Here is a 17854-nt window from a genome sequence, read left to right on the forward strand (position 1 = left end):
ACAAATAGTCATGTGCGCTGGCAGGGATTTATCCGCTGCCGCGCGCTGCTTACTGTGGCTGCACGTTCGATGGGCACGTTGCCCACATAGGAGATACCCCATGGCAACACGTGACGCTGTTTTCCCCGCAGGCCGTCAGGCGCTGTATGAGCGCAACCGCTACTCGCCCGCCCTCCGTGCGGAGGGCCTGCTGTTTGTCTCCGGCCAGGTCGGCAGCCGCGACGATGGCTCGCCCGAACCCGACCTGGACGCCCAGATCGCACTGGCGTTTTCCAACCTCGACGCGGTACTCGCCGCGGCGGGCTGCACGCGGGACGACGTCATCGACGTCACCTGGTTCATGGTCGACCCGGACACCATCTTCGACGTCGTGTTCAAGCAGTGGGCCACGCACTGGGGCCCGCCGCCCTACCCGACCGTCACCGCTGTGGGCGTGACCTGGCTGTACGGCTTCCAGTTCGAGATCAAGGTGATTGCCAAGCTGCCGGAGCAGGCGGCGGCGTGATCGCAAATGCAGGGGCCGCGTATGGCGGCCCCTGCATCGTCTCACCCCTCAGGATGTTGACGACTGCGTTGCCACACTCCGCAGGCGCTCCATGCCCATGATGCGGAACACGCGCTCGGTCTGCGCCTCCACCACGGCGTTGATTGCCTCCGCACCGTAATCGGCAAAATCCACGGTGATTCGCAGTGGTTTGGCACCTACCGGCAAGGCCAGTACGCGGGCAATCGCATCGGCCACCGCCTGCACCGGCGCCGGCTGCGCATCGCGGAACAACCGGCGCAGGCCAGGCGAATAGTTGTCGAATTCCGGCTGCACGGCGGCATAGCCGTCCACGGCCTGGGTGTCCTGCGGATGCACCGCGGTCTGGAAGTGCGAGGTGCCGTCCATGAAGGTGCCGGGCATGACGATGACGGTTTCGATGCCCAGCGGCTGCACTTCGTAGGCGGTCGTTTCGGCCACTGCATCGAGTGCATATTTGCCGGCAACGTACGGCATCATGAATGGCGCAACGATGCGGGTGATGGTGCTGCCCACATACAGCAAGGTGCCGTGGCCCTGCTTGCGCAGCTGCGGCAATGCCGCGCGATTGAGCCGGTGGGCGCCCACCGCGTTGGTGTTGAAACTGTCGGCCAACTGCTCGGCAGTGAACCCTTCTGCCATGCCGATATACAGATGCGCCGCGTTATGGATCACCACATCCAGATGACCGTGCTCGGCCACCACCTGTTCCACCGCGCGCTGGCAGGACGCCTCGCTGTGGATGTCCATGTCCACTACCCGCACCTGCGCGGCGTGCGCACGTGCGTAGTCTTCCAGCGCATGCCGGCGTTCCTTGCTGCGCCCGTCGGGGTCGCGCACGCCGGCATACACCACATAGCCCGCGCGCATGAGCGTTTGCGCCGTGAGCAGGCCCATGCCCGATCCGGATCCTGAAATCAGCACTGTCTTCATGTTGTCTCCGATGCAATGACGCCTCCGGATTGCGCGCAGGCTTTGCCACCGGCGCGGAGGCGAAGGCCGGAGCAGAGATTCAACGGTGCGTTGCGCTGCGGGTTGAAGCAGTGTGTCTGGTCACGCACGCTGCAGTGGCATTCCACACTGCAGCGCTGTGTGGCTTCGTTACTCGCCAGTTTCGCGATAGAACACCATGCCACCGTGATGCAGTTCATCGGCGGTGACGAACGTGCCATCGGCGGTGAAGCCGGTGTCGTCCCAATACTGGATCCGATTACCTTCCACTTCATAGCGGCCTTGATGGGCACTCTTGCGTGTGCCGCGGGCCTCGTCGTAGCGGCCGGTGGGCAGCAGTTCCTGCCGGATACGGCCGTCACCGGTGACCCACATGCCCAAGTACGGATGGTGTTGCATGAGATGCTCCGAGGGAGAAGAAGAGGCTGCGCTGCTGACGCCGGATGCATCGCCGCGCCATGCGCTGGTGGGCCCGCACAGCACGGCAGCGCCGGCGCCGATGGCCACCGCAACAGCGAGCTGCATGCGGGTATCGTTCATGGGCTGCCCACGCGTGCAGCCGTGTCCTGGATGCGTTGCAACACATCGGTGTAGTGCGGCAGATCCAGGAAGGCGTTGACCTCCACCACCTTGTTGTCGCGCATCCGCATGATCCACGCATACCGATTGCGGTACGGGGCGCCATCGCGCGCAGTGGCCGCGCCTTCCCATTGCACGATCACATGCGCGCCATCGGCCCACAGCTGCCAGTGCAGCGGCCGCAGCGGCGTGGACAGGCGGCTGGCCAACGGGCGCACCGCTTTATCGACCAGCGCATCGCGCCCATGCACGGTGCCGGCGAACGGGCCGGAGCCTTCGATGGTCCAGGTGACGTCGCTGGCCAGCAGCGTGTCGAACAACCCGCTGCCGCCGGCCGACCACTGCTTGAACGCGGTATCGACCAGCTGCTTGTTGTGCGCAGCCATGCGCGAGGTGTCGTGCTGTGCGGCTGCGGCGGGGGCGGCCACGCTGGCCGCCTGTGCGCCGGGCAGCCACAGCACGGCCGCCAGCAGGACGGCAGGCAATGCGGTGTGTGTGCTCATGTGCGGTACTCCTGTGCTCAACGGCGCAGCTGCACGCTGCCGGTGCCGTAGATGAGTTGCTGCGCCATCGGCCGGCCGATGAATCGCTCGGGAAAGATCGGCGCCGGCGCACTGGCGGCATCCAACCGCTGCAGTTGCGCATCGCTGAGCGTCAGGCCGAGTGCGCCGAAGTTGTCCAGCGCCTGCTCCAGCGTGCGCGCGCCCATCACTGGCGCTACCACCGCCGGGTTGCGCAAGGTCCACGCCAATGCGACCTGCGAGCGTGAGGCACCCAGTTCGTCGGCGATCTCGCCCACCACATCGGCGATGTCCAGCGAGCGCGCGTTGAGATGCCCGGTGGAGGCAATCACGCCCTTGCGGCTGGCAGCCACCTCCGCGCCGTTCTCGTCGGAGAGATCTGCGCGCGTGTACTTGCCGGTGAGAATGCCGCCGCCCTGCGGCGACCAGGGCATGACACCCAAGCCCAACTCACGCGCCATCGGCAGTAGCTCGTGCTCGACCGTGCGCTCGACCAGGCTGTACTCGATCTGCAGGGCCACCAACGGCGACCAGCCACGCAGATCCGCCAGCGTCTGCAGCTGCGCCACGCGCCAGGCCGGCGTGTTGCAGATGCCCAGGTACAGCACCTTGCCGGCACGCACCAGATCATCCAGCGCGCGCATCACTTCATCCGGCGCGGTGGTGAAGTCCCAGGCGTGCAGGTACAACAGGTCGATGCGGTCGGTGGCGAGCTGGCGCAGGCTGGTTTCCACCGAGCGCATCAGGTTGAGCCGGTGATTGCCGCCGGAATTGATGTTGCCCGGGTCGCGCGCCATGGTGAACTTGGTCGCCACCACCACACGCTCGCGCTTGTCGGCGATCAACCGGCCCAGCATGCGTTCGGACGCACCGTTGGTGTAGTTCACCGCGGTGTCGATGAAGTTGCCGCCACGCTCGACATACGCATCGAATATGCGCGTGGCGTCGGTTTCATCGGCACCCCAGCCCCATTCCTTGCCGAAGGTCATCGTGCCCAGCGCCAGCGGCGAGACGCGCAGACCGGAGCGGCCGAGCAAGCGATACTGATCCAGAGACATTGCGTGCTGCATAGGGAATTCCTCCTGTTGAAGTAACGCGCGGTACTGCACTGCGCTGGGGAACACTGTGCTGCAGGCGTGTGCGGGGCCGGTAACCGCATCCTCCGCAATCCTTGCCTGATCCGCCGAGCGCACAACCGGCCGCTCCACCGTGGCAGACGCGACCGCATCGCAAGCGCGCAGCCACATCAGCGCGACCAACCTTTGCATCGCCGCGTTGTGGACACCCAGCACAACCGGTGGCGCTGCGCACCGCCGCAGAGGCTGCATTCCAGCGCTGTCTTCGCCAGCACCTGATGCGCACAACGACACCAAGCGATCTCAGCGGTAGGTGCTGTTCGCCTGCATGTGGCATCACTGCAGAGCAGCGCAAGGGTGCCGTTGCAGCGGCTAGGATGGAACTGACAAAACATGCCCAGCTGCCGGAAAAATTCTTATGAGCCATGACATCGCCTGGGAAGATCAACGCACCTTCCTGGCGGTTCTCGATACCGGCAGTCTCTCGGCTGCCGCGCGCCAGCTGGGCGTTGCCCAGCCCACCGTGCGCGCACGCATCGCTTCGCTTGAAGCCGCGCTGGGCACCACCTTGTTCACCCGTGCGATCACCGGCCTGATTCCCACCAGCGAAGCGCGCGGGCTGGAAGCGGCGGCCCGCACCATGGCGCGTGCCTCGGCGATGTTCGTGTGGCTGGCGTCTGCACCGCCCGGGCTGGTCGCCGGCACCGTGCGGATCAGCGTGTCGGACTTTGTTGGCGTCGAAGTTTTGCCGGCGATGCTGGCGCGCTTGCGCCAGAAGCATCCGCATATCGTCACCGAGCTGGTGCTCAGCAACACGCCGGCGGACCTGCTGGAACAGGAAGTCGATATTGCCGTGCGCATGCAGCCGCCCACGCAAGGCGCGTTGGTGGCGCGCAAGGTCGGTGCGATCGCCCTGGGCTTGTTTGCGCACCGCGATTACATTGCGCGCCGTGGCGCGCCGGCCACGGTGGAGGCACTGCTCGAACACGAGCTCATCGGCCCCGATCGCAACCGCGCCGACCTGAGCCTGGCCCGCGCCCTGCATCCGCACCTGCTGCGTGACCGCCTGGCCACGCGCACCGACAGCCACCCTGCGCAACTTGCGCTCGCACGCGCCGGCCTGGGCATCGCCATTGCGCAATGCCCGATCGCCCGCGCAGACCCATGCCTGGTGCAGGTGCTGCCCGAGGTCGCACTGCCCGCACTCACCACCTGGATCGTGACCCACGAAGACCTGCGCGATGTGCCACGCATCCGCGCCACCTTCAATCACCTGGTCACGTCGTTCGAACGCTATCTGGCAGTACCGCCTCAGGTCATGTCCGAGCAATATGCACCGGCCTGACGGCGCTACACACGCACCTCAGGCCGCCACGGCGCGGGCTCGGCAAGCAAGCGCGCCGCCACATCGCTCACGTGGTTGAAGCGATGCCGCTGGATGGCGTAGATCACGCCCAGCAAGACCGTAAATGCCAGCACTGGCAGCGGCACCACCGGCAGCGCCTGGACGAGCATCAGCGCCACCCACAGCATGCTCCAGTTGCACAGGCCCACGATGCGGATCTCGCGATCGCGCTTGTCCACCAACACCACGCCACGCATCACCGGTGCGTAGTTCGGCTTGAGGCGCATCCATACGCTTTCACGAAACGCACTGCTTGTTTCCGACAGCGGGTGGAACACCAGCGGCGCCCACGCGGAGTCATCCAGCGTCATCTCGGTGCGGCCCAACGGGAAGTGCGCCAGCGCCGTTGCGGTGGCCGGGATGCGTCGCACGTACAGGGGCACGCCCCAGCGGCAGTACCAGCGGTTCCAGCACAGCATCAGCACCGCTTCGATCAACAGCAGCGCGATCAGCACGTACAGCATGGGTCCGTCCTGTGTGTGGTCCGGGCGGACCGTGTTCTGAGCATGCCTGAGCACTGGGCGCCCGTGCGGCTGCACCAGGCGATGGCAGCGCAACGCTCACCGCTGCACCGGCTGGCGTACACCTGCACAGCCAGATCGAGCGGTGCTGCGTGGCGCTTGCAGCGGCCACCATACTGCATGGTATGTTTCGACCATTCCGCTCCCGCACACAGCGAACGCAGCACATGGCCACGCAATCGCAGACCCTCAAAATCTGGACACGGCTAAGCCCGCTGCCAGGCGGCAAATGGCTGTTTTCCCGGCTGCTGTGCCTGAAGGCGCCCTACTTCGGCTCGATCTCCCCGCGCTTTGCGGTGCTGCGCCCCGGCCAGTGCGTGGTGGCCGTGCGCAAGCGGCGCAAGGTGCTGAACCACATCGGCACCGTGCATGCGATCGCCATGTGCAACGCGGCCGAACTGGCCGGCGGCACCATGACCGAGGTGACCGTGCCCGCCACGCATCGCTGGATCCCGCGCGGCATGGACGTGCAGTACCTCAAGAAAGCCACGACCGCGGTGGTGGCCGAAGCCCGCCCGCTCGACCCGTCACCTACTTTCGATGTGGCCAGGGAGTACCCGGTTGAAGTGCTGATCAAGGACACCGCCGGAGACACCGTCTTCCGTGCGGTGATTGCGATGTGGGTGTCGCCGAAGAAAGCGTAGCGGCACGCCGCCACGCCGCTGCACGCGCCACCCGCAATGGTCAGCCCTGCAACACCAGTGACCCGTCCGGGTAGCGCGCGCACAGAAAATCCACGAACGCGCGCACCTTGGGCGCGGCCAGCCGCCGCGAGGTGTGCAGCACCCACAGCGCCGGCGTCACGCCGGACACCGTTCCCCACTGCACCAGTTCCCCGCGCGCCAGCGGCTACGCGCTCAAGCGCGCGCGATTGCGTCCAGCCTGCTTTGCCGCGTAAAGCGCATCGTCGGCGCATTTCAATAGCCCGCTTGCATCAACCTCCTTGTTGAACGCGCTATAGCTATATGCCCCGACGCTGACGGTAACGTAGCCCTCCGGACTGTCGTCGTGCGCAATCTGCAGCCCACGAATACTCTCCACAATGCGCTCGGCTGCTGCCAGCACCGCAGCCTGGTCGCATGAGGGAAGCAACACAGTGAGCTCTTCTCCACCGTACCTGGCAGCGAGATTGCCAGCGCGCCGCGTGTGGTTCTTCAGCACATTGGCGATTGCCTTGATGCAGAGGTCGCCTGCAGGGTGGCCATAATAGTCGTTGTACCGCTTGAAATAATCGATATCGACCATGATCACGCCGAGCGGCTGCGATGTTCGCTTTGCGCGCTTGATCTCGGCGGGCAACACCACATCAAGCTGCCTGCGGTTCGCCAGACCGGTCAGGCTGTCCTGCATGGCAATGGCTTCCACTGCGGCATAGGCCAGTCGCAGCTCATCTTCGACTTTCAGCGTTGTCTTTATCTGGCGCGAAATAAGGGTCGCAAAGAGGACTGGAATCGGAAGGATCAGACAGAGCATGATCAATGAGCCATACAAACTCTCGTACCAAGACGCAAGAATTGCACGCTTTGACTTGCCGGCCAGTACGACAAGCGGATAGCGATTGAGGCGTTCGTAGCCATACATACGCTCCACCTTGTCAGTGATCGCAACCACCATGTGCACGCCCCGCGATGCATGCGGCAGGTACTTCGAAAAGATATCCCCCTTGGCGATATTTCTACCAATCATGTTCGTGTCGAATGGATGACGCACCATGATGGTTCCGTTTTGATCTGCGAGAACGATCACACCTTGCTCGTCCATTCTGAAATCGGCATAGAACCTACTGAAGTACTGCACGCGAAGAGTCACTAGAAAAACCCCGCCGAAGCTTCCATCCTTGTTATTGATTCGCCTGGACACCGGAATAACCAGCTCGCCGGTCGAACGACTGGTAATCACAGGGCCGACGTGCACACGCTCGCCCGCATGCGCCTTGTGATAGTGGAAATATTCCCTGTCGGCATTGTTGGCTGACGCAGGAACCTTGTCCTTGTCGGTGACTATCCAGTTACCCTTTTCGTCGTAAACGAAGATTCCGTGCAATTGCGGAAGGCTGCGTACCTGACGCTGGAAGAGAAGATGGAGCCGATTCCTGTCGATGTTCTCGAATCCATCACCTTCGATTCGCTCCACCACGCTCATGGAAAGTATGTCGGCGTCCTTGATTGCATCATCTGCATGTTGCCCCACAGAGTGGGCAAGATTCTCAGTTGTGCTACGGGCCGCGTCCAATGCGGAACGGTATCCCGCCCATGTCTGGTAAGCATTGGTACCGACCATCAACAGGATCATTGCCGCCGCAAAATAGGGAACAGATCTGAGAATGATGCGTTGCCAATTGAAAGGAACTACCATGCGTTTCCCGCCCTATGAGGTGTGCCGCTCATGCATCTACTTGTCGACTGCAAAGGAATCTGAATCCAATGAGGCGGCCCAACCCGGCGCACGCAACGTCTAGAGTTTCGACCACGACGCACCTGATACGCCCAGGGTTTCCTAGACATCTCAAGGCCATGGAAAATGGTCGATTCGGAGGTGTCTATGAGCAGCAAGCGGTATACGGATGAGTTCAAGATCGAGGCGGTCCGGCAAGTGACTGATCGTGGGTTCAAGGTGGCAGAAGTCGCCGAGCGGCTGGGTGTCACGACGCACAGCCTGTACGCCTGGCTGCGCACGTTCGGCAAGTCTGGCGTGGTGCATCGCGCCGAGGTGGACCAGAGCGCCGAGGTTCGGCGGCTGAAGGCAGAGTTGCGTCGAGTGACCGAGGAGCGCGACATCCTAAAAAAGGCCGCCGCGTACTTTGCCAAGGGGTAAAGGCAAAGTACGCCTTCATGCAAGCCCACTGCGGGGAATTCAGGGTGTGTGCAATGTGCCGGGTATTGCGGGTCAACCGGTCGGGTTATTACGCCTGGTTGTGCTCGCCCAACAGTGAGCGCGCCAAGGAAGATGATCGCTTGCTTGGACTAATCAAGCACCACTGGCTGGCCAGCGGCAGTGTCTATGGGCATCGCAAGATCACCACGGATCTGCGCGATCTGGGTGAGCGTTGTAGTCGTCATCGGGTGCATCGGCTGATGCGCACCGAGGGACTGCGTGCCCAGGTGGGCTATGGTCGCAAACCGCGCTTCCATGGAGGAATGCAGTGCAAGGCGGCGGCCAACCTGCTTGACCGACAGTTCGACGTGACGGAGCCGGACACGGCCTGGGCGAGCGATTTCACCTTCATCCGCACGCATGAAGGCTGGATGTATTTGGCTGTTGTGATCGATCTGTTTTCCAGGCAGGTCGTCGGCTGGGCGATGCGCGATCGGGCCGACACCGAGTTGGTCGTGCAGGCGGTGTTGTCTGCGGTGTGGCGGCGCAAACCCAACGCTGGTTGCTTGGTTCATTCGGACCAAGGGTCTGTCTACACCAGCGATGACTGGCGCAGTTTCCTGGCGTCCCATGGCTTGGTGTGCAGCATGAGTCGGCGTGGCAACTGCCACGACAACGCACCCGTGGAGAGCTTCTTCGGCCTGCTCAAACGCGAGCGGATCAGGCGGCTGACCTATCCCACCAAGGACGCCGCTCGCGCCGAGGTATTCGACTACATCGAGATGTTCTACAACCCCAACCGCCGCCACGGTTCAACTGGCGACCTGTCACCTGTAGAGTTTGAACGGCGCTACGCGCAACGAGGGTCTTGAGTGTCTACGGAACCCTGGGCGTATCAGTTGCCATAGGTCTCTACTTCCCGGACTGTGCCGAAAATGTACCTTTGGCCTCTCTCTTAAGATGAGACGCGTCAGCAAATCATTGATTTTACTGGTGGGCCCACCAGGATTCGAACCTGGAACCAAAGGATTATGAGTCCTCTGCTCTAACCGTTGAGCTATAGGCCCTGCGTCGCGCAGCTCGTCGGTGCTGCATGCATCAGCTGCCCCCAGAGTCGGCAGAGTTTACCTGCCCGGCCGCTTCGCTGTCTGCGCTTACCTGCAAAAAGCACAACCGCCTGGCTGTGCCACGCCCACAAAAAAGCCCAGGGTTGGCTGGGCTCCTCTGCTGCGCATCGGACCTTCGTCACTGGCCGCTTCAGGCCAGCACTACAACGCGCTCATTGCCGCACTCGCATATTGCTGCACTGGTTGTTCCGCTGCACTGGTGGTCCTCGACAACAACCAACCACTCACGCATCGGCCACTTCTTGCTGCGCATCCACCAGCGCGCGGCCGGTACGAAAGCCGTGCGCGATGGCGTCCTGGTAATTGTCGTACTCCACGTTCTGCTCGCTGATCCGTGGCAACCGTTTGCCGCGGGCAACGTACACATCCACCCATAGCGTCCACTTCGCACCGACAGACGCCTGTTCCACACGCACGCGGATCTCGCTGTCGCGGTAGGTGGTGGTTTCGAATCGGCTTTGCCTGCTCATGGTGGCGCTCCCGTTTCCATTCGACTAGCACGGTAGGGCGTGGCGCTAGAAAAATACGTGAGTAATCGGGAAACGCGTCCTTAATGTTGCGGGCCTGTGTAGCTTCGTGCGCGTGCCGTGAACACGCCAGGCTGCGTGATTTGCGTGCTGCGTTGATTCTTGCGAACAGCAGAGCGTGGACGCCTCCATAACGCAACAGCCCCGCATGAGCGGGGCTGTTGTGGAACCGAGTTGCGCTGACCGCTGTGCGATCAGTCGATGTCCAGGAACGACCGCAGCTGTTCCGAACGGCTCGGGTGACGCAGCTTACGTAGCGCCTTGGCCTCTATCTGGCGAATCCGCTCACGCGTGACATCGAACTGCTTGCCGACCTCTTCCAGCGTGTGATCGGTGTTCATGTCGATACCGAAGCGCATGCGCAGCACCTTGGCTTCCCGCGGGGTCAGGCCGGCCAACACGTCCCGCACCGTCTCGGAGAGATTGATGTTGGTGGTGTTGTCGATCGGGGACTCCACGTTGGTGTCCTCGATGAAATCGCCCAGATGCGAATCCTCGTCGTCGCCGATCGGGGTTTCCATCGAGATCGGTTCCTTGGCGATTTTCATCACCTTGCGGATCTTGTCCTCGGGCATGTCCATTTCCTTAGCTAGCTCCTCCGGCGTGGCCTCACGGCCGAACTGCTGGAGCATCTGGCGGGAAATGCGGTTCAACTTGTTGATCGTTTCGATCATGTGCACCGGAATACGGATGGTGCGCGCCTGATCGGCGATCGAACGGGTGATGGCCTGACGGATCCACCACGTGGCATACGTCGAGAACTTGTAACCGCGACGGTATTCGAACTTGTCCACGGCCTTCATCAGGCCGATGTTGCCTTCCTGGATGAGGTCGAGGAACTGCAGGCCACGGTTGGTGTACTTCTTGGCGATGGAGATGACCAGACGCAGGTTGGCCTCGACCATTTCCTTCTTGGCCTTGCGCGCCTTGGCTTCGCCATAGGCCATCGCACGGCTGATCTCCTTGATCTCGCCCAGGGTCAGGTAGTTGGCCTTTTCCATCTCGATCGAGCCCTGCTGCTCGGAGACGATCTGGTCCTTGACGTCGCGCAGCGCCGACGACCACTTCTGCTTGCGCTTGAGTGCGTCTTCCACCCATTCCAGGTTGGTCTGGTTGCCTTCCCAGGAGCGGATGAAGTCCTTGCGCGGCATGCGTGCCACGGTGGTGGCCAGGTGCAGTACCTTGCGCTCGTGATCCTTGATGCCGTTGACCACGCCACGCAGCTGGGTGACCAGCGCATCGGTCAGCGGCAGCGGCAGCTTGAGCGTGGTGAAGATGGCGGCCATGTCTTCGCGCGCCTTGACCACCAGCTTGTGCTCGGCGCCGTTCTTGGCGTAGATCTTCTTGAACTTGGCGTATTCGTTGGCGAGGTTCTCCATGCGCGTGGCCACTTCCACCGGGTCCGGACCGGTCGGGCCGGCCTCTTCCTCGGCAGCGTCGTCGTCGCCGTCTTCGTCGTCATCTTCATCGACCGCGTCTTCGTCCACGGCGACCGGGCCGGCAGCGGCCAGTGCAGCGGCGGCAGCGTCGGCTTCTTCAATCAGGTCGTTGAAGCCGACCACGATCTCGGCCAGACGCTTCTTGCCTTCCTTGTGCGCTTCGTAATCGGCCAGCAGCATTTCGGTCGACAGCGGGAACACGCCCAGTGCTGCCTGGACCTGGCTCAGACCTTCTTCGATGCGCTTGGCGATGGCGATTTCGCCTTCGCGGGTCAGCAGCTCAACCGTGCCCATTTCGCGCATATACATGCGCACCGGGTCGGTGGTGCGACCACCTTCGGTGTCCAGCCCGGTCAGCGCGGCGGCGGCTTCTTCGGCAGCGGTGTCGTCAACCTCGCGGTTGCCGGTGTTGCCATCGTTGAGCAGCAGGGTTTCAGCATCGGGGGCAACTTCATGGACATCGATGCCCATGCCGTTGATCATGCTGATGATGTCTTCGATCTGCTCCGGGTCGACCAGGTCGTCGGGCAGGTGGTCATTGACTTCGGCGTAGGTCAGATAGCCCTGTTCCAGGCCCTTGCTGATCAGTAGCTTGATGTCGGATTGCTGGGCAGGACGTTCGTTGGCCATGAGTGCTCGCGCCACCGGCTTTGAGATTGGAAAGAGAACCTAGCATTATACCAGCGTGAAGCCCGGTCTGCCGGAATCAAGACAGGCAGCTGGTTGAGTGAGGCGCGCTAGGGCCTGAGAAGGAAGGTCACCGGGCCGTCATTGACCAGGTCGACAACCATATGGGCACCGAAGCGGCCGGTTTCCACCCCGCCGGAATGTTTTTCGCGGCAGATCGCCACCAATTGATTGAACGCCCGTTCAGCCTCTTCTGGCGGCGCGGCGGTGCTGAAGCTCGGCCGCATACCGGCCTTGGTGTCGGCAGCCAGGGTGAACTGGCTCACCAGCAGCAGCCCACCGCCGGTGTCGGCGAGTGAGCGATTCATCTTGCCGGCCTCATCGGAAAACACCCGGTAGCCCAGCAGGCGTTCGGCCAGGCGGCGCAGCTGTGGCGCGGTGTCGCCGGGCTCGATACCGATCAGGGCCAGCAGCCCGGGGCCAATCTGCCCGACCACCTGCGCATCGACCGCGACCGAGGCCCGGGTGACGCGTTGGATCAGTGCAAGCATGGGCAACACCTCAGTCAGTCGGGCGGCACGAGCATGCCGAGTGCGGCCAGTGCTGTCACGTACGGGTCATCGCCGGCCGCGCTGTTTAGAATTGCCCGGATGAAACCTGATGTCCGCGCCCGTCTGTTGTATGTCACCGCCGCCACCGTGGGCCGGCTGCCCTGGCCGTTGCTCAAGCGCGTGGCCGACACGCTGGCCTGGAGCTGGCGCAAGCTCAATGCCCGCGAAAGCCGCGTGGCGCGGCGCAACCTGGAGCTGGCCTACCCGGAACTGGCACCGGCACAGCGCGCGCAGCTGCATGCGCAGATCCTGCGCTCCACCGCCCGGCAGACCCTGGAAGTGCTGCGTACCTGGACCCGCCCGCCGGCCGAGAACCTGGCGCGGTTGCAGCGCAATGGGCAGGAGCTGTACGACGCGGCGCTGGCATCGGGCCGCGGGGTGATCGTGGCGGCGCCGCACTTCGGCAATTGGGAATTGCTCAACCAGTGGCTGTCCGAACGCGGCCCGATCGCCATCGTGTACCGCCCGCCGGATTCCGATGCCGTGGATGGCTTCCTGCAGTTGGCCCGTGGCGGCGACAACGTGCGCCAGGTGCGCGCGGAAGGCCCGGCGGTGCGCCAGCTGTTCAAGGTGCTCAAGGACGGTGGCGCGGTCGGCATCCTGCCCGACCAGCAGCCGAAGATGGGCGATGGCGTGTTTGCGCCGTTCTTCGGTATCCCGGCGCTGACCATGACCCTGGTCAACCGGCTGGCCGAGCGCACCGGCGCCACCGTGCTGTACGGCTGGTGCGAGCGCGCGGGCGATGATCTGCAATTCGCCCTGCATGTGCAGCCGGCCGAGCCGGCGGTGGCCGACCCCGACCCGGTGCGTGCGGCCACCGCGCTCAACGCCGGCATCGAACGGATCGCCCGGCGCGACCCGGCGCAATACCAGTGGACCTACAAGCGCTACACGCTGCGCCCGCCGGGCAGCGGCGAGCCCAATCCGTATGCGACCGAGCGGCATCCGCATTGAAGTGCGGCGGGCTTGCGAGAAACGCTCTGCCTTGCGCGTGCTGAGCCAGCGCTTGGCCGCGAGCGTCGCATTTCAAAGATAGATCAGGCGCCGCAGCAGCGCCTTCCAAGTGCTCCCGGCCTAAGTCATCGCTACCAGCTCAATCGTCGTGCGGGTCACTCGGCGTGCTGAGGATGCGCTGATAGAACGCCAGGTCGAGCCAGCGGCCGAACTTGAAACCGGCCTCGCGCACGGTGCCGGCATGGGTGAAGCCAAACTGTTCGTGCAGCGCGATGCTGGCCGCATTGCTGGCGTCGATGCCGCCGACCAGCACATGCACGCCACGCGCCTGCGCCGCGTCGATCAGCAATTGCAGCAAGGTGCGCCCCAGACCTTTGCCGCGATGGTCGCGGTGCACGTAGATCGAATGCTCCACGCTGTACTTGAACGCCGGCCAGGCGCGAAACGTGCCGTAGCTGGCAAAGCCCATCAAGGTGCCATCGGCATCTTCCACGCCAATCACCGGAAAGCCGCCGGCCTGCTTGGTGGCGAACCAGCCCGCCATGCTCTCCGCCGGGCGCGGCCGGTAGTCGTACAGCGCCGTGGAATGGGCGATGGCATCGTTGAAGATGTCCAGGATCGCGCCGGCGTGGCGCGCATGGCTGCAGTCGACGATGTGCATGGCATCCAGGCAAAGACAGGGTGGACGGATTAAAAAGCATTGCCGGGCGATGAACAACGCGGCAGCGGTGCAACCAATGGTGGCCCCGCCTGCCACACAGTCCAGGTCCGCCACAGACGCAGCGTTCCATACGCCCGTGGCTCCCGGCGCTCGCCGGGCACGCGACAATGGCCCAGGCACGCAGCGTGTGGTTGCGCTGGTGCCCGCCTTGAAGCGGTCGTGGCAGTCCCCATTTGGAGTCGTGCATGAGCAGTCCCTCTCCCTTCCCCAGCGCGCAACCCTTCGGTGACCCGGCCGCGATCCGCTGCGAGCGCGCCGCCTCCGAACTGCGTGCCGGCCGCCCGGTCCTCATCACCGATGCGCAGGGGCACACCCGCGCCATGCTCGGGCTGGACAGCAGCACGGCGCAGTCGTACACGGCCTTCGCGCGCGCCGCGCAGGGCCGGCATTACCTGTTCGTGACCCCCACCCGCGCACAGGTGCTGGGCCTGGTGGCCCCGCAGGGTGCGCGTGTGGCGCTGGCCAGCCACGATTACGACCAGCTCGCCGCACTCGCCTATCTGCGCGATACCCCGGTGCCCTCGCAGTGGACCCCGGGCGATGCGCTGGACGCCGGCGCGGTGGAGATCGCACGGCTTGGGCTGCTGCTGCCGGCGATGCTGGCGGTGGAGCTGCCCGGCGAGCAAGACCGCGCCGCCTTCGCCGGCTGCCAGTCACTGGCGCTGGACGACCTGGACAGCGGCTGCGCCACCTCGGCGGCGGCTGGCTACGAATTGGTCACCCGCAGCCCGGTGCCGTTGCGCGGCTTGGGCATGAGCGAGTTCGTGGTGTTCCGCGGTGGCGTGGCGCAGCGCGATCAGGTGGCGATTGTGGTGGGTCAGCCGGATCTGGGCAGTGCGGTGCCGGTGCGCGTGCATTCGTCCTGCCTCACCGGCGACCTGTTCGGCTCGCTCAAGTGCGACTGCGGCGACCAGCTGCGGCACGGGCTGGCCAAGCTCAAGGAGCTCGGCGGCGGCGTGTTGCTGTATCTGGATCAGGAAGGCCGCGGGACCGGCATCGCCTCGAAGATGCGTGCGTACGGCTATCAGCACGCCGGGCTGGACACCATCGATGCCGATGCGCAGCTGGGCTTTGGCCCGGATGAGCGCCGCTACGGCAGTGCGGTGGCGATGTTGCGCGGCCTGGGCATCAGCCGGATCCGCCTGCTGACCAACAACCCGACCAAGGCCGAGCGGCTGCGCGCCGCCGGCATCGTGGTGGAAGACCGCATCCCGGTCACCGGCGACATCACGCCGGAGAACGAGCAGTACCTGCGCACCAAGGCGGCCCGCGCCGGCCATGCGCTGGATGTCGACGCGCTGATCCTGGCGGCCCAGTAAGCCGGCTGCCGGGTGCGCGCCCGCGCGGCGCCCGGCTATGCTGGCGGACCGCTTCCCGCAGGCCCGCCGCGTGCACGACGTCCCACCCCCGCTTCCCGACGACCTCCACGCCACGCCCGCGCCGGCCGAGCCCGACACGGTGGACCACGCCCAATGGCAGCCGCTGCCACGCCGCGGCGCCTATGTAGCCGGGGTCAAGGGTGCGCTCGGCATGAGCGTGGCCTGCCTGTTCGCGCTGGGCGTGTTCGGCGTCGCGTTGCAGGCCTGGCAGTATTGGCCGGCAATGGTGGTGGCCGTACTCCTGGCGGCCGGGTTGGGTGCGTGGCTGGCACTCAAACGCCACCGGCTGACGCGCTGGAAGCTCGACAACCACGGCCTGGCCCTGCAGCGCGGCCACCTGTGGCAGAGCGAAACGCGGATCCCGATCACCCGCGTGCAGCATCTGGACCTGCGCCGCGGCCCGATCGAGCGCGCCACCGGCCTCACTACGCTGGTGGTGCATACCGCGGGCAGCCGGCTCAACGCCGTGGGACTTTCCGGCCTGGACCAGCGCGATGCCGAACGGCTGCGCGACCGCCTCGCCCACCAGCTCGACCACGACGACGACGCCCTGTGAGCGCGATCGACGCGTCAACCGATGACGAGCAGCGGCTGCACCCGTTGTCGTGGCTGTTCGTGTTGCTGCAGCAGATCCGCCAGTTCCTGATCCCGCTGGCGGCGTTGATTTTGTTCGGCAGCCGCGATGGGAGCCGCGACTCGGCCGATCACCTGGCGACCGGCATCGTGATCGCCGTCCTGGTGGCCATCTCGGTGCTGCGCTACTTCACCTATCGTTACCGCATCGGCAGTGATGGCGTGGCGATCCGCAGCGGCCTGCTGGAGCGCAGCCGGCGCGACATCCCGTTCGCCCGCATCCACAACGTGGTGGTGCACCAATCGCTGCTGCACCGGCTGGCCGGCGTGGCCGAGGTACGTCTCGAATCGGCCGGCGGGCACAAGCCGGAAGCGGAAATGCGCGTGTTACGGCTGGATCAGGCGCTGGCGCTGGAAGACCTGATCCGCCGCCGCGCGCACACCGCCGAGCCGGCCACTGCACACCAGGCGCCCGATGTCGGCACCTTGCTGCGCCTGCCCACCAGCGAGGTGATCCGCCTTGGGCTGATCTCCAACCGCGGCATGGTGGTGGTCGCCGCCGGTTTTGGTGTGCTGTACCAGATGATTCCGCGTCGCACGGTGTCCAACTTCGTCGAACACAACGGCGAACTGGCTTATCGCTATGTGGCGCAAATCCATCCCGGCACCGCCGTGACTGCGACGCTGGTGGTGCTCGGCATGCTGGTGGTGCTGGCCGCGATGCGGGCCCTGTCGGTGGCACTGGCAGTGGCGCAGTACCACGGCTTTCACCTGAGCGAATCCGAGCGCCGCCTGACCGTGGAACGCGGTCTGCTGACCCGCATCCGCAGCAGCGTGGCGCTGCGCCGCATCCAGTCCTGGACGCTGTACGAAAGCCGCCTACATGCCCTGTTCGGCCGCCGCCAGCTGCGCGTGGATACCGCCGTGGCCACCGGAGACAACGACGGGGCTGCGCTGAAGGAACTGGCGCCGATCGCCGAGCCGCAGCGCTGCGACGCCCTGCTGCAGCAGCTGTTGCCCGACGTGGCCTGGCCGCCTGCGGCGTGGCAGCCGGTGGCCACGCATTGCTGGTGGCGGCTGAGCCTGCCCACCGTGCTGCTGGTGCTGCCACTGACCGCCGTGCTGGCCTGGCGTTTCGGTGCGCAGGCGAGCTGGCTGCTGCTGTGGCTGCCCTGGAGCGCCTTCAAGGCCTACCGCCAGGTGCAGCGCATGGGTTACGCGCTGGATGCGCGCTACGTAGCGGTGCGTGGCGGCTGGTGGAAGCGCTGGTGGCGGCTGGCCGAACTGGACAAGTTGCAAGCGCTGCAGCTGCAGCGCTCGCCGCTGGACCGGCTCTCCGGCACCGCCACCTTGTTGCTGGATACCGCCGGTGCCAGTGCCACCGGCCCGGCCTTGCGGCTGCGCTTCGTGCCTCTGGCCCACGCGCAGGCCTTGCAGACCCAGCTCGGCGCTGCGTTGGCGCGTCGCAAACTCCGCTGGTGATGGCGGCTTGCGATGGACGCGTTG

At 64.8% G+C, this 17854-nt stretch carries 18 protein-coding genes, 1 tRNA gene and 1 pseudogene; 8 read left to right on the top strand and 12 right to left on the bottom strand.

What is annotated here, in order from left to right; genetic code table 11:
* Positions 1-100: 100 nt before the first annotated feature.
* Positions 101-505 (top strand): Rid family hydrolase, encoded by a 405-nt coding sequence (locus ACCQ09_RS19235; RefSeq protein WP_011038803.1) that lies wholly within the window; start codon positions 101-103, stop codon positions 503-505.
* Between the two features lie 48 nt (positions 506-553).
* Here ACCQ09_RS19235 and ACCQ09_RS19240 read toward each other — a convergent pair whose 3' ends face one another.
* The 4 genes from ACCQ09_RS19240 to ACCQ09_RS19255 form a co-directional block, all read right to left on the bottom strand.
* Positions 554-1456, bottom strand: coding sequence for an SDR family oxidoreductase (locus tag ACCQ09_RS19240; protein WP_011038804.1), 903 nt, complete (start codon positions 1454-1456; stop codon positions 554-556).
* Positions 1457-1624: 168 nt separating this feature from the next.
* Positions 1625-2014, bottom strand: a complete 390-nt coding sequence (locus ACCQ09_RS19245) for an Atu4866 domain-containing protein (RefSeq protein ID WP_080640170.1) — start codon at positions 2012-2014, stop codon at positions 1625-1627.
* Positions 2011-2556: a nuclear transport factor 2 family protein gene (locus ACCQ09_RS19250; RefSeq protein WP_228428360.1), complete on the bottom strand. Its 546-nt coding sequence runs from the start codon at positions 2554-2556 to the stop codon at positions 2011-2013. The genes ACCQ09_RS19245 and ACCQ09_RS19250 overlap by 4 nt, the downstream gene beginning before the upstream one ends.
* A 17-nt stretch (positions 2557-2573) precedes the next feature.
* Positions 2574-3644: an aldo/keto reductase gene (locus tag ACCQ09_RS19255; RefSeq protein WP_040941909.1), complete on the bottom strand. Its 1071-nt coding sequence runs from the start codon at positions 3642-3644 to the stop codon at positions 2574-2576.
* Positions 3645-4068: 424 nt separating this feature from the next.
* Between ACCQ09_RS19255 and ACCQ09_RS19260 the strand changes: the two genes are divergently transcribed.
* Positions 4069-4995 carry a LysR family transcriptional regulator gene (locus ACCQ09_RS19260; RefSeq protein WP_040941910.1) on the top strand — a complete coding sequence of 309 codons (927 nt, stop codon included), beginning with the start codon at positions 4069-4071 and terminating at the stop codon, positions 4993-4995.
* A 5-nt stretch (positions 4996-5000) separates the two neighbouring features.
* On the opposite strand, the gene ACCQ09_RS19265 is transcribed toward ACCQ09_RS19260, so the two are convergent.
* A complete protein-coding gene (locus tag ACCQ09_RS19265; protein WP_040941911.1) occupies positions 5001-5519 on the bottom strand; it encodes a hypothetical protein in 519 nt (172 codons plus the stop codon).
* A 224-nt stretch (positions 5520-5743) separates the two neighbouring features.
* Between ACCQ09_RS19265 and ACCQ09_RS19270 the strand changes: the two genes are divergently transcribed.
* Positions 5744-6220, top strand: coding sequence for a hotdog fold domain-containing protein (locus ACCQ09_RS19270; protein WP_040941912.1), 477 nt, complete (start codon positions 5744-5746; stop codon positions 6218-6220).
* 40 nt (positions 6221-6260) lie between these two features.
* On the opposite strand, the pseudogene ACCQ09_RS19275 reads toward ACCQ09_RS19270, so the two are convergent.
* Both ACCQ09_RS19275 and ACCQ09_RS19280 read right to left on the bottom strand, forming a co-directional pair.
* Positions 6261-6422, bottom strand: a pseudogene (locus ACCQ09_RS19275) (LysR family transcriptional regulator); the annotation flags it as partial.
* A 3-nt stretch (positions 6423-6425) separates the two neighbouring features.
* Entirely contained in the window at positions 6426-7931 is a 1506-nt protein-coding gene (locus tag ACCQ09_RS19280; RefSeq protein ID WP_040941914.1) for a sensor domain-containing diguanylate cyclase, read from the bottom strand.
* A gap of 186 nt (positions 7932-8117) precedes the next feature.
* Between ACCQ09_RS19280 and ACCQ09_RS19285 the strand changes: the two genes are divergently transcribed.
* Positions 8118-9262 (top strand): IS3 family transposase gene (locus ACCQ09_RS19285; RefSeq protein ID WP_087942080.1). Its coding sequence is split into 2 segments (ribosomal slippage): positions 8118-8355 and positions 8355-9262, totalling 1146 coding nucleotides; the frame shifts between segments, so codons are not numbered across the junction.
* Between the two features lie 119 nt (positions 9263-9381).
* On the opposite strand, the gene ACCQ09_RS19290 is transcribed toward ACCQ09_RS19285, so the two are convergent.
* From ACCQ09_RS19290 to dtd, 4 genes are all read right to left on the bottom strand, one after another.
* Positions 9382-9457, bottom strand: a tRNA-Ile gene (locus tag ACCQ09_RS19290).
* Between the two features lie 284 nt (positions 9458-9741).
* On the bottom strand, positions 9742-9987 hold the full coding sequence (locus tag ACCQ09_RS19295) for a hypothetical protein (RefSeq protein WP_012439399.1): 246 nt from the start codon (positions 9985-9987) through the stop codon (positions 9742-9744).
* 251 nt (positions 9988-10238) lie between these two features.
* Positions 10239-12113 (bottom strand): RNA polymerase sigma factor RpoD, encoded by a 1875-nt coding sequence (gene rpoD, locus ACCQ09_RS19300; RefSeq protein WP_040941915.1) that lies wholly within the window; start codon positions 12111-12113, stop codon positions 10239-10241.
* A 107-nt stretch (positions 12114-12220) separates the two neighbouring features.
* Complete coding sequence (dtd, locus tag ACCQ09_RS19305) at positions 12221-12661, bottom strand: D-aminoacyl-tRNA deacylase (RefSeq protein WP_011038819.1); 441 nt, start codon at positions 12659-12661, stop codon at positions 12221-12223.
* A 99-nt stretch (positions 12662-12760) separates the two neighbouring features.
* On the opposite strand from dtd, the gene ACCQ09_RS19310 reads away from it, so the two are divergent.
* Positions 12761-13675 carry a lauroyl acyltransferase gene (locus ACCQ09_RS19310; RefSeq protein ID WP_011038820.1) on the top strand — a complete coding sequence of 305 codons (915 nt, stop codon included), beginning with the start codon at positions 12761-12763 and terminating at the stop codon, positions 13673-13675.
* Between the two features lie 139 nt (positions 13676-13814).
* Here ACCQ09_RS19310 and ACCQ09_RS19315 read toward each other — a convergent pair whose 3' ends face one another.
* Entirely contained in the window at positions 13815-14336 is a 522-nt protein-coding gene (locus tag ACCQ09_RS19315; protein ID WP_011038821.1) for a GNAT family N-acetyltransferase, read from the bottom strand.
* Positions 14337-14581: 245 nt separating this feature from the next.
* On the opposite strand from ACCQ09_RS19315, the gene ribA reads away from it, so the two are divergent.
* Genes ribA through ACCQ09_RS19330 form a run of 3 tightly spaced genes read left to right on the top strand, consistent with a single transcriptional unit; the run spans position 14582 to position 17830 of the window.
* Complete coding sequence (gene ribA / locus ACCQ09_RS19320) at positions 14582-15715, top strand: GTP cyclohydrolase II RibA (RefSeq protein ID WP_040941916.1); 1134 nt, start codon at positions 14582-14584, stop codon at positions 15713-15715.
* A gap of 37 nt (positions 15716-15752) precedes the next feature.
* On the top strand, positions 15753-16331 hold the full coding sequence (locus ACCQ09_RS19325; protein WP_012439403.1) for a PH domain-containing protein: 579 nt from the start codon (positions 15753-15755) through the stop codon (positions 16329-16331).
* Positions 16328-17830, top strand: coding sequence for a PH domain-containing protein (locus ACCQ09_RS19330; RefSeq protein ID WP_040941917.1), 1503 nt, complete (start codon positions 16328-16330; stop codon positions 17828-17830). The genes ACCQ09_RS19325 and ACCQ09_RS19330 overlap by 4 nt, the downstream gene beginning before the upstream one ends.
* The last annotated feature ends 24 nt before the right edge of the window (positions 17831-17854 follow it).

Source organism: Xanthomonas sp. NCPPB 2586, assembly GCF_041475775.2.
Lineage (GTDB): Bacteria > Pseudomonadota > Gammaproteobacteria > Xanthomonadales > Xanthomonadaceae > Xanthomonas > Xanthomonas campestris.